The sequence below is a fragment of the Cohnella thermotolerans DSM 17683 genome (assembly GCF_000429825.1).
Taxonomy (GTDB): domain Bacteria; phylum Bacillota; class Bacilli; order Paenibacillales; family Paenibacillaceae; genus Cohnella; species Cohnella thermotolerans.
This window is the reverse complement of record NZ_KE386962.1, coordinates 23,030-34,465: the sequence shown is the minus strand read 5'-3', so window position 1 is coordinate 34,465 and position 11,436 is coordinate 23,030. Positions and strand designations below refer to the sequence as shown.

Genomic DNA, 11,436 nt, shown 5'->3' with positions numbered 1-11,436 from the left:
GAAGAACGGGAACGTACGTTCTTTGCAAGATTCACATTTTCCGCAAGGCCGAAGCGATCAACCGCCGGCGCTCCCGAATATATTGGCGAATGACGTCCCCTTCTCCCAGAAATTCGGAATAAGACCATCGGCGCAACGTGTCTTCTCGGATGTAAGGAGACAGCTTCGAGATCATGCTTCGGACGTTCGGCATAATGAGATTTTCGTTGAACGGACCTTTGAGCGCGCTGGACAAGATCGCCTTGTAACGCGCCCGATTCGCCTTCTGCTCCAGAACCTTGCGCGTCAAATGATTGTATCCCATCACGTCCACCAGGCCGCTGGACACGAGCTGGCCGTAGCAGTTGCGGCCCCAGGTGCCTTCGTAATCCCACGGAATGATGCGAAATTTGCCGGTTTTCTTGTGGCGGTACAAGGCGTAATTCTGTTCGAAGCCGTCGTAATTGCCGGTCAGCACCGCGCCGGCCAGCCAGCGCAAATAGTTCTCGACGTCGAGCTTCGACTTCAAAAAGGCGGTCAACCCGGTCCCGCTTTTCTCGTTAAATCCTTTAATGAAGGCTTTGAGCCTCGCCTTCTCCGCGTCTCCGCCGAACCGATGCTCGTAACCGGACAGGAGAGTGTGCTTGAGCCGGTTCGTCTCGGGATTTCGAAGACCGAAATCGGCGTTGTTGTTCACCGCGTAGAACAGAGAAGAATACCCGATCCCCCTTCGGCGGAAAAAAGCCCGTTCCACCCCCTCGATCTCCAAATAAACGCCCAGCGGTTCCCCATTGAGGAACAGGCGCACGTGCTTGGTGCGCGGACTGGGAACGCCCAACCCCTCGAAAAATCGAAAGGACAGCGCGTTGCGAATCATGGAGGGATCGTCGAACTCCGCGTTGTAGTGGAAAGATTGTCCCTGCCGAACGACTTCATAAGAGCGCTTCGGATATTCTCTCGTATGGCCGCCGCGGAATCTTACCCTCACCGGAACGTTTCTCCCGTTCGCGTGCATGACGGCGTTCACGTATCGGTCGTTCCACAAGTTCCGCTCCATTTCCCAACTTTCCGCTTCGCCAATCTGAAGCTCTCGAACCGGTAAGTTCATTCCGTCTCCGCCTTTCCTTGGGCAGGGCTATCGTTCCTGTATAGGGTATGAGTGCCTACCAAATGCGGAAACGGCATTCGTCTATAAGATCGTGAAGCGAAACGTACCGACGCTTGTCCCCAAAAAAACGCCCCGATGGATCGGGGCGTAAGAATCGACATCGGCACCGACATCATCGTTTTGATATCCGACGACGGAGCTGTATCGCAAAGTTTTGCTGAACACCAAAGGCATGTTTGCCGAATTGAACATTGTCGGCAACCGCTCGGTGCACGGTTACGTCACCAGCATCATGAACGACTTTTTCGTCTTCTACTCTCCCATGTTCCGAACTCTGTACGTGTCCATGCGGCATCTGAAAATTTTGATCCCGTACGATCCCGAAACGACGCCTTACGCCATGGAACAGGAGAAATTTCCGATCAACCCGACACCCGCGTCGCTTGCGCGAACATTCGATCAACAGTTGAAAAAGTTCGAAGGCTCAAAAGCAATCTGATCGAACTGGTCACCGCCGACGGTTCCAGCAACTTTTATCCATCTCGATCAAGTCAAAACGATTCACCGACCTTAACCGATACCGCTTTTCGGGAGCCCATTGACGGCCGCTGAAGAGCGGTTATTTTTTTGCCCCGGTGGAATCATTTACTTGTTCGATCACTAAGGCCAAGAGGTGTTCCCGAATGTTAACCCCTTCCTTGCTCGACAAGCTGAACGATCAGATGAACTACGAATTTTATTCTTCGCAGGTGTATCTGGCCATGGCCGCCTACTGCTCCTCCGAGAGCTACGACGGTTTTGCGAACTTCTTCCTCGTGCAATCCGAGGAAGAGAAATTTCACGCGATGAAAATTTTCCGCTTTATAAACCGATTGGGCCAAAGAGCCGTCGTCAGCGGCATGGACAATCCGCAGAACGAGTACGCCTCCTTGCTGGAGACGTTCGAACACGCCTACGCCCACGAGCAAACGGTGACCAAACGGATCTACGATTTGTCCGATGCTGCCTGGGCCGAGCGCGAGCACGCGACGATCCATTTTCTGCAATGGTTTATCGACGAGCAGGTCGAGGAGGAAGCGACCTTCGATGGCATCATCCAGAAGCTGCGAAGAATCGATCGCGACAGCAACGTGTTTTATATGCTGGACGCGGAGCTCGCGAAGCGCACGTTCTCGCCGGAAGCGGAATAGCGGGGCAGGGTTGGCGAAGAGAAAAGGGTTGAAACCGGAGGACGCTCGCCGGTCTCAACCCTTTTCAATTTGCACCGCTATTGCAACGAGCGGAAACGTTCATGCTCAGTCGCCGGCCGCGGAGCGCTCGACTTACAGCTTGTCCGAAGGACGCTTCAGGCCCGCCTGCAGCTTCTCAACCGTTTTCTCGATCCGGCTGGCCCGCGTCTCCGCCTTTTTCGCCTCGACGATCCAATTGACGTATTCCTTCCTGTGCGAAGGCGCCAGCTTGGCGAAGAAGGCGGCGGCTTCCGGATTGGCGGCAAGCGCCCGTTCCAGATCGTCCGGCGTCGGAATCGGCGCGGAAGGCGCGCCCGCCTGGCGGCGATCGGCCGGAGACGGACGCGATCGCCCGGAAGCGCCGCGGGGACGGAATCGCATCGCCGACCACGTGTCGTCGATCGAGATGAGCGAGACGCCTTCCCAGCCGGCGGCGGTCACCGTCTCCCAGCCTTTGTCCCGGTTAAGATCCGTCTTCAGCTTGGACGTGCCCTTGGGGTAACAAATCCAGAGCAGACCGTCGGGCTTGACCGCCTTCAGCGCATCCGGGGCGTACCGTTCGACGGCTGCAACGCTGTCCGCGAACAATTGCACGTAATCGTACGTGCCGGGCTCGCCCGAAGGCTCCGATTCCGCGCCGCTCCGTCCGATCGCCTCCAGAAACCCTTCCGGCGGCAGCATGACGGCGATTTTGCCCGAAGGCGGAAGTTTCAGCTTGCGAACGAGCGCTTCATCCATGGGCATCGCGGGCTTGCATGCCTTTCTCGATCAGCTCCCGGAACACGACGCTAACCATGATGAGGCCGGCGACCGGCGGCACGAACGCGTTGCTGGAAGGGGGCTGCTGCGCCTTGCGTATTTCCTTCGGCGCCGTATCCGGCACGATGCGCTGCGTCACGTCCTCGCGCGGCTTGATCGGCTCCTCTTTGGAGAAGACGACTTTGACGCCTTTCTTGATGCCTTCCTTGCGGAGCTTCTGACGGATGACACGGGCGATCGGGTCGACGCTCGTCTTCGAGATGTCCGCCACCTCGAACCGGGACGGGTCCAGCTTGTTCGCGGCGCCCATGCTCGAGATGATCGGAATGCCCCGCTGAAGGCATTGCTTGATTAGATGGATCTTGTACGAGATCGTATCGGAAGCGTCGATGACGTAATCGAGCGGATATTTGAACAGCTCCTCGTACGTCTCTTCGGTATAAAACATGCGGAGCGCGATCGCGTCGCATTCCGGGTTGATCAGCTTGATGCGGTCGCGCATCAGGTCGGCTTTCGGTTGTCCCACCGTCGTCGTCAGAGCGTGAATCTGCCGGTTGACGTTAGTGATGTCCACGACGTCCTTGTCGATAAGGATCAGCCGTCCGACTCCGGAGCGTGCCAGCGCTTCGGCCGCGATCGAGCCGACGCCGCCGAGTCCTAGCACGGCGACGGTGCTGCCCTTCAGGATCTCCAAACCTTCCGGGCCGATGGCCAATTCCGTCCTAGAGAATTGGTGCAGCATGAGTAACCGTTCAACTCCTTAGCAGGGGGAATCGGAAAGGCGCCGCGCGCCGGAGATCAAGCCGGAGCGCGGCGCTTGCCGTGAATGGTCGTCTTAAGTCTTGAGTCTTAAGCCTGGCCGGCCGGCGCTTCCGCCGGAGCGGCAGCTTGCGCGGACTCGGCCGTCTTGGCTTGGGCCGCCAGCGCTTTGGCCGACAGGCGGATATGCAAGTCGTCAAGCTGACGATCGGTCACGGCGGACGGCGCGTCGCAGAGCAGGTCGGTGGCGCTGGCCGTCTTCGGGAACGCGATCGTCTCGCGCAGGTTCGTCCGTCCGGCGAGCAGCATGACAAGGCGATCCAGACCGAACGCGATGCCGCCGTGCGGCGGGGTGCCGTAGTCGAACGCGTCGAGGAAGAAGCCGAACTTCTCCTTCGCTTCCTCCATCGAGAAGCCGAGCGCGGCGAACATCTTCTCCTGCACGTCGCGCCGGTAAATCCGCATCGAGCCGCCGCCGACTTCGTAACCGTTCAGGACGATGTCGTACGCTTGCGCGCGGATGGCGCCCGGATCGGAATCGAACAGCGGCAGATCCTCGTCGCGCGGGCGGGTGAACGGATGGTGCTCGGCCACCCAACGCTTCGCTTCTTCGTCCCAGCCGAGCAGCGGGAAGTCGACGACCCACAGAAATTTGAACTGGCTGTTGTCGATCAGGCCGAGCTCGCGGCCGACTTTGAGCCGCAGATTGCCCATGACGTCGGCGGCCGTCTTCAGCTTGTCGGCGGAGAAGGTGAGCAGGTCCCCTTCTTCGACGTTCAGCCGTTCGGTCAGCGCCGCGATCTCTTCCGGCTTGAAGAACTTGACGATCGGGCCGCGCCATTCGCCGTCCTTGACGGTAATCCAGGCGATGCCCTTGCCGCCGTAGCGGGCGGCGAACGGCTGCAGGTCGTCGAGCTCCTTGCGGCTCCAGTTCGCGCAGCCTTTGGCGTTGAGCGCCTTGACGACGCCGCCGGAAGCGGCGACGGACGCGAACACCTTCACGTCGCTGTCTTTGACGATGTCGGTGACATCCACGATCTCCAGGCCGAAGCGCAGGTCCGGCTTGTCGGAGCCGTATTTGTGAATGGCGTCGTGGTAGGTCAGCCGCTGGAACGGAGTCGGAATTTCGACGCCGATCGTCTCGCGGAACAGCTTGGCCATCAGATTTTCCATCATCGTCAGCAGCTGCTCCTGGGACAAGAACGACGTCTCGATGTCCACCTGGGTGAACTCCGGCTGACGGTCCGCGCGCAGGTCTTCGTCGCGGAAGCAGCGCGCCACCTGGTAATAGCGCTCGATGCCGCCGATCATGAGCAACTGCTTGAACAGCTGCGGCGATTGCGGCAAGGCGAAGAACTCGCCCGGGTGGACGCGGCTCGGCACGAGATAATCGCGTGCGCCTTCCGGCGTGCTCTTCGTCAGAATCGGCGTCTCGACGTCGATAAAGCCGTGCTCGTCCAGGAAGTCGCGGAACACTTTGGTCGCTTTCGAACGAAGACGCAGCGTCTTCTGCATCTCCGGGCGGCGCAGGTCAAGATAACGGTACTTCAGGCGAAGCGCTTCGTCCACTTCAACCCCGTCCTCGATCGGGAACGGAGGCGTCTTGGCGCTGTTCACGATCTCGACTTCGTGAACTTGCACTTCGATCTCGCCCGTGGCGATGTTCGGGTTGAACGTCTCGGGGTCGCGCTCGACGACTTTGCCTTTGACGGCCAGAACGTACTCGTTGCGCGCGCGGCTGCCGATCTCCAGCGCCTTGCCGGAAAATTCCGGATTGAAGACGATCTGCACGATGCCGGTGCGGTCGCGCAAATCGATGAACAGGATGCCGCCGAAGTCGCGCCAGCCTTGGACCCAGCCGTTCAGAACGACCGTCTCTCCCACCTGCTGTTTGGTTAACGTTCCGCAATCGTGATTTTTAAGCATCATGTTGAGCTTCCCCTTTTCCAAGTTCGGTAATCAATGACTTGATGGTGTCCGCCAGCCCGGCCAGCGGCACTTGCCGCTGCTCCTGCGTGGCCATGTTCTTGAGGGCGATCTCGCCGCGGTCCAGCTCGTCGTCGCCGAGAATGGCCGCGAACGCCGCGCCCGCGCGGTCCGCCGCCTTGAACAGCGCCTTCGTCTTGCGGCCCTGGTAGTCCCGCTCCACGGCGAGCCCGGCTTCCCTCAGACGGTACGCGAGTCCCGGGGCTTCCCGTTCCGCGCGCTCGCCCAACGCGATCAAGTACACGTCCACCGGCGAGCCGGCTTCCGGAACGGCGCCCTGGTTCTCGAGCAGCAGCACCGTCCGTTCGAGGCCGATCCCGAGCCCGACGCCAGGGCGGTCTTCCCCGCCGACATCGGCCACGAGACCGTTGTAGCGGCCGCCTCCGCCGACCGTGTCGATGGAGCCGATGCCCTGCGCCTTGTACTCGAACGCGGTGTGCGTGTAATAATCGAGGCCGCGAACGAGACGCGGGTTGATGCGGTAAGGAATCTCCATCGCGTCGAGACATTCCCGCACGCGGGCGAAGTGCGCTTCGCACGCCTCGTCCAGGTTGTCGAGAATCGAAGGCGCGCCTTCGAACTTCGCCTGGTCCACCTTGCAGTCGAGCACGCGCAGCGGATTGCGCTCCATACGGGACTGGCAATCCTTGCAAAGGCTATCCTTCATCGGCATCAGGAAGTCGAGCAGCTTCGCGCGGAACGCCGCCCGCACTTCCGGCGTGCCCACCGAGTTGATCTCGACCGTGACGCCTTTGATGCCGACATCCTTATAGAAGCTGTAGCCCAGCGCGATCACTTCCGCGTCAAGCGCCGGATCGCTCGAGCCGATCGCCTCCACGCCGAACTGGTGGAACTGCCGGTAGCGGCCGGCTTGCGCCCGCTCGTACCGGAACATCGGGCCGATGTAATAAAGCTTGGCGAGATCGGGCTCCCCGTACAGCTTGTTCTCCACGTAAGAACGGACGACGCCCGCCGTGCCTTCGGGCCTCAGCGTCATGCTGCGGCCGCCCCGGTCTTCGAACGAGTACATCTCCTTCTCCACGATGTCCGTCGTCTCGCCGACGCCCCGCTGGAACAGTTCCGTCGTCTCGAAGATCGGCGTGCGAATTTCGCGGTAGTGGAAACGCCGGCACAGCTCTCTCGCGGTACGCTCCACGAATTGCCACGTCTCGGCGTTGCCGGGAAGCACGTCCTGCGTGCCCGGCGGTTTCTGGAACCTCATCGTTCATTCACCCCTTCTAGTCATGCGGTCCAAGCATCCAAGCCAACACGTCTTCGGCGTCCTTGGACGGCGAAGAAGCTTGGCGGAGACGATTCAGACAGGAATAAACGTGAACCTTATCGACTCTGAATCGTAAAAAAAGCTCCCGTCCCCGAACATGCGTCTGTATGCATGTCAGGGACGGAAGCTTGCTGCTCCCGCGGTGCCACCCGTCATTCGATCGCCCGCCCGGCTCCTGTCGCTTGAGCCGCTCGGCAATCGCACTTGAACCGGTTAACGCCCGGCCGCGCCTTCGCGCTACTGATGCCTCCGCCGTTCACGGAAGCCGTTCGCGCGAGGTTCTCGGGGATGTCGTTCGTCCGGTCATCAACGGAAAGCTTGCAGCCGAAGGCCTTCCTCTCTGGAGATGTGGAGCCGGAGTACTCCTTCCCGTCATCGAATCCGATTTAGGTCGTGTAACTCTTATTGTAATCCCCCAAGGAGGCCCATGTCAATCCGCGAGTGTATCCGCGAGTGCATCCGCGAGTACATCCGCGACTGCGTCGCCCGATTGCGCCGCCGCACCGATTCCGGCCGTTGTCCGCCGCCGCCCGGCGAACGCTTCGCGGAAGCCCGCCGATTGCCCGCCTGCGGAAGCCCGGCAGCTGCCGTTTAGACCGGAATCGGCTGCCTGATCTTCTCCGGCTTCGGCAAATAGCCGATATGCGCCGCGTAACTGAACATCCGCCGGATGAATCCTTCGTCGGGTGCCGGACAATGGATGCTCGAACCTTCCAGATAAGCCGCCGTCGATTCGCAGCCGTAACGGTAATTCGAATTTTTCGCGCCGTCGCCTTCAAGCTGTGCGATCGCCAGCTTCAACGCCTCCGGGTCGTGATCCCGGTTCGAGCGCAGCAGCCAATCGGAATAAGCCGCGAACGGCATCGTCTCCACCTTGTACCCCAAGCTCCGGATCGCCTCCACGAGCTTCGCGTACGGAATCGTCTCCGGGTTGCAAATATGGAATACCCGCCCGGCCGTATCGGACCGCAGCGCCAGATGGACGATCGCTTTGCCCGCGTAATCGATCGGGGTGAAGTCGACCTCCCAATCCGCTTCCGGCGCCTTGCCGAGCAGCAGCATCGCCTTGAACATCCGGTAGAAGGCGTTGCTGTCGATGTTGCGCTGGAAGCTTCCGCTCTCGGAGTGGCACGACAAGTTGCCCACCCGGTAAACGGTGACGGAGAGCCCCCGGTCGGCTGCGGCGAACAGCGCCTTCTCCGCCTCCAGCTTGCTGTTCGTATAGAGGTTGTCCACCCGCACATCGGCCGGGAAGCTTCGTTCGCCCCTCAGGCTCTCCCATTGGCCGCTTAAAGCGAGATCCTCGGGAATGCCCAGCGTCGAGATATGATGGAACCGGATCGGGCGTTCCGCCTCCTGAGCGAGCGCAATCAGATGCTTCGTGCCCAGCAGATTCGACTTCTCGAACTGCCCGGCTTCCCCGAAATGCCGAACATCCGCCGCGCTGTGGACGATGGCATCGATTCTGCCTTGCAGCTTGCGCCGCTGTTCCTCGGACAAGCCGAGGCCGGGCCGTTCGAGCTCCCCCTCCACCGCCGCGACGCGCCCGGTCATCAAGGGCAAGGCCGCTTGTCCGAAATAATGCACCATCGTCTCCTCGAGCCTCGCTTGTCCCGATTGCGCGCCTTTGCTGCGAACAAGACAGTAAACGTCCGCATCGCTGTGCACCAGCAGATCGTACAGCAGGCGAGAACCCAAATACCCCGTCGCTCCGGTCAGCAGAATGGCGGAAGGCGAATCCGCCCGAAGCTCCGTCAATCCGTTGCCGAACGTCTCCGGCCACTCGTTCAGCGCAACTTTGCTTCCTCCGGAGACGGCATTCTCTGCCGGGGCGGCTTCCCTCTCCAGCTCGCGGATGCGGTCCGCCAGCTTCGCAATCGTCCGGTACCGGTAGAAGTCGTTGATCCGAAGCCCGGGGTAATCCCGCTTCAACAGCGCAAGCACGTGCATAATCGCCAGGGAATCGCCGCCGATTTCGAAGAAATCGTCCTCCATTCCCACCCGCTCCAGACCGAGACCTTCCATCCAGGCGTCCGCGATGAGGCGGTGAAGCTCGCTTGCGGGAGCGACGTAAGCTTCGCCTTCCGGTTGAAGCTCTTCGCGCACGTCGAGAGAAGCCAGCTTCTTGAGGTCCAGCTTTCCGGTAGGAGATATCGGGATTCGATCAAGCTGAATAATCCATTTCGGAACGAAGTAGGAAGGCAGCCGCTCCCCGAGTTGCCGCTTGATTTCGAGCGGAGACATTTTGCTCCCGTCCCTGGACGTAAAGTACCCGACCAGCATGTTCTGGCCGTCCTTGTCCTTTTTGGCGATGACGGCGACGTCCTGCACGTTCGGGATTTTGATGAAATTGTCTTCGATCTCTCCGATTTCGATCCGGTGGCCCCGAATTTTGATTTGCGAGTCCCTGCGCCCTACATACTCGATCGAGCCGTCCGGCAGCAGCTTCGCGATGTCCCCGGATTTGTAGATCGTTCCGCCCTCTTCGAACGGGTTCGGAAGGAACGCCTCCGCCGTTTTCTCGGGCTGATGGAGGTATCCTTTGGCCAGACCGACCGTCGAGATGTACACTTCGCCCGGCACGTTCACAGGGCAGAGCCGGAAATCTTCGTTCAAAATATACACTTTGTAGTTGCGGATCGGCCGCCCGATCGGAATGTTGACCAGATCGTCCGGGATGTAGCCGCGAACGACGTGCGTCGTCGTGCAGACGGTGCACTCGGTCGGGCCGTACACGTTCACAATGTCGATCGCGTCCTTGAATTTGCGCTGGAAGGCTCGCACCTGTTCCCCGTACAGCGCTTCGCCGGCCACCGTAATCAGCTTGACCTTGGCCAGCCTCCGGTATCCTTCCTCCGACAGATAGGCTGACAGTTGATTGAAGAAGACGGTCGGCAGAATGGCGATGATCGTCGTGCCGGTCCTCTCGACCGCAAGGGCGAACTCCTCGACCGATACGCGCTCCTCCGGAGACAACAGGTAAAGGGTAGCACCGTAAAAAAGAGCGCCGATCGTATCCCACACCGAGGCGTCGAAGCTGTAGGTCGCGAATTGCGTCAGGACGTCGCCCGGCTCGATCCGGCAATCGCGGCGGACGGTCTCGCCCAGGTTCACGACTCCCTCGTGCGCGATCAATGCGCCCTTCGGTCTCCCCGTCGAGCCCGACGTATAAATGACATAAGCCAAGTCCTGCGGCTTCACGCCCGCATCCGGATTGGCGGTTCCTTCATACTCGGGGAAGCCCCCGTCCACGGCGATGATCTCCCGGACCGTCGCGATCGGAGCGCACAAATCCCGCGCTTCGGCCTGGTAACGCTCCTTGGTGAGCACGAAGACGGATTCCGTATCCTCGACGATGTAGCGGTTGCGCTCCGCCGGATGATCCGGATCGACGGGAACGTAGACGCCGCCCGCCTTCAGAATGCCGAGCAGGCTGACGATCAGCTCCTGGCTCCGTTCCATGTAGATCGTGACGAAGTCGCCTTTCTGCAGGCCTTTGCCGATCAGCATGCGGGCCGTCTCGTTCGCCTTCTCGTTAAGCTGCCTATAGGTGAGCTCGCCCCCTGCCGAAGACAGCGCAATCCGGTCCGGCATAACCGCCGCCGTCCGCTCGAACATGCCGTGGATCGTCTGGTCCCGCGGATATTCCGCTTCGGTGGCGTTCGTCCGCTCATAGACGGCCGCATCCTCCGGCGTCAAAATATCGACGCTCGCGTATCGCCCCCGGGGATTGTCCAAAGCGGCTTCCAACAGCCTCAGATAGTAGAAAATATATCGTTTGATCGTCTCTGCGCGGAAAAGCGAGGCGTCATAGACAACCGTCACGCTCCAACCGTCTTCCTGTTTAGTCATCTGCCAGTTGATGAGCTCTTGCCGGGCTTCGGGAGAACGGCCGACGGCGAAGCGGGCGTCGCATGCCGCGCCGGTTCCTCCGCCGGACGCCGGCAGCGCTTGGCGAATCAGGTCGCCGATGTCTTGAAAGGTGTTGGCGGATTCGAGCGCGAGGGAGACGACCGTCTCCCCGCCTTCCGCGCCGGCCAGGCCTGCCGACAGCTCCTTCTCGTTCGTCAAGCGCTGCATCCATGCAAAAAACACGGCCGACAGCGTCGTTTCGAGCTCCGCGCCCTTCAGCTTCCTATCGAGCGTCCGGCTCAGCCGCTCCTCCAGAGGTTGCTTCTCTTCCACAAAGGAGTAAGTTCTCTTATGGCGCGGATAATCCAGCGGCAAATGGACCACCGCGCCGTACGATCCGGACTCGGCAACTTGTTCGTTTAAGCTGGGATTCAATGTCATCATCCGGCACCTCCAGAAGTGCAAATTCCAGGTATTCGCGA

At 60.4% G+C, this 11,436-nt stretch carries 8 protein-coding genes; 2 read left to right on the top strand and 6 right to left on the bottom strand.

Features of this window, described 5'->3' with window-relative positions; all coding sequences use genetic code 11:
* Positions 1-31 precede the first annotated feature (31 nt).
* Positions 32-1,087: a CotH kinase family protein gene (locus G485_RS0122340; RefSeq protein ID WP_027094362.1), complete on the bottom strand. Its 1,056-nt coding sequence runs from the start codon at positions 1,085-1,087 to the stop codon at positions 32-34.
* Positions 1,088-1,301: 214 nt separating this feature from the next.
* Here G485_RS0122340 and G485_RS27835 point away from each other — a divergent pair, with 214 nt between their 5' ends.
* Entirely contained in the window at positions 1,302-1,586 is a 285-nt protein-coding gene (locus G485_RS27835) for a hypothetical protein (protein ID WP_051318492.1), read from the top strand.
* Between the two features lie 184 nt (positions 1,587-1,770).
* Positions 1,771-2,277, top strand: coding sequence for a ferritin (locus G485_RS0122330; protein ID WP_027094361.1), 507 nt, complete (start codon positions 1,771-1,773; stop codon positions 2,275-2,277).
* A gap of 132 nt (positions 2,278-2,409) precedes the next feature.
* On the opposite strand, the gene G485_RS27830 is transcribed toward G485_RS0122330, so the two are convergent.
* The 5 genes from G485_RS27830 to G485_RS0122305 all read right to left on the bottom strand — a co-directional run bounded on the left by G485_RS27830 (position 2,410) and on the right by G485_RS0122305 (position 11,398).
* Positions 2,410-3,060: a YdeI/OmpD-associated family protein gene (locus G485_RS27830; RefSeq protein WP_051318491.1), complete on the bottom strand. Its 651-nt coding sequence runs from the start codon at positions 3,058-3,060 to the stop codon at positions 2,410-2,412.
* Positions 3,047-3,817: a tRNA threonylcarbamoyladenosine dehydratase gene (locus tag G485_RS0122320; RefSeq protein ID WP_027094360.1), complete on the bottom strand. Its 771-nt coding sequence runs from the start codon at positions 3,815-3,817 to the stop codon at positions 3,047-3,049. The genes G485_RS27830 and G485_RS0122320 overlap by 14 nt, the downstream gene beginning before the upstream one ends.
* Before the next feature lie 107 nt (positions 3,818-3,924).
* Positions 3,925-5,763: an aspartate--tRNA ligase gene (gene aspS / locus G485_RS0122315; protein WP_027094359.1), complete on the bottom strand. Its 1,839-nt coding sequence runs from the start codon at positions 5,761-5,763 to the stop codon at positions 3,925-3,927.
* Entirely contained in the window at positions 5,753-7,042 is a 1,290-nt protein-coding gene (gene hisS, locus G485_RS0122310) for a histidine--tRNA ligase (RefSeq protein ID WP_027094358.1), read from the bottom strand. The genes aspS and hisS overlap by 11 nt, the downstream gene beginning before the upstream one ends.
* A 651-nt stretch (positions 7,043-7,693) precedes the next feature.
* Positions 7,694-11,398: a non-ribosomal peptide synthetase family protein gene (locus tag G485_RS0122305; RefSeq protein WP_027094357.1), complete on the bottom strand. Its 3,705-nt coding sequence runs from the start codon at positions 11,396-11,398 to the stop codon at positions 7,694-7,696.
* Positions 11,399-11,436 lie beyond the last annotated feature (38 nt).

What these genes read in the sequence shown, in the direction of transcription:
- G485_RS0122340 (WP_027094362.1), bottom strand. Translation starts at nt 1,087, where the DNA reads ATGAACTTACCGGTTCGAGAGCTTCAGATTGGCGAAGCGGAAAGTTGG.
- G485_RS0122330 (WP_027094361.1), top strand. Translation starts at nt 1,771, where the DNA reads ATGTTAACCCCTTCCTTGCTCGACAAGCTGAACGATCAGATGAACTAC.
- G485_RS27830 (WP_051318491.1), bottom strand. Translation starts at nt 3,060, where the DNA reads ATGCCCATGGATGAAGCGCTCGTTCGCAAGCTGAAACTTCCGCCTTCG.
- G485_RS0122320 (WP_027094360.1), bottom strand. Translation starts at nt 3,817, where the DNA reads ATGCTGCACCAATTCTCTAGGACGGAATTGGCCATCGGCCCGGAAGGT.
- aspS (WP_027094359.1), bottom strand. Translation starts at nt 5,763, where the DNA reads ATGATGCTTAAAAATCACGATTGCGGAACGTTAACCAAACAGCAGGTG.
- hisS (WP_027094358.1), bottom strand. Translation starts at nt 7,042, where the DNA reads ATGAGGTTCCAGAAACCGCCGGGCACGCAGGACGTGCTTCCCGGCAAC.
- G485_RS0122305 (WP_027094357.1), bottom strand. Translation starts at nt 11,398, where the DNA reads ATGATGACATTGAATCCCAGCTTAAACGAACAAGTTGCCGAGTCCGGA.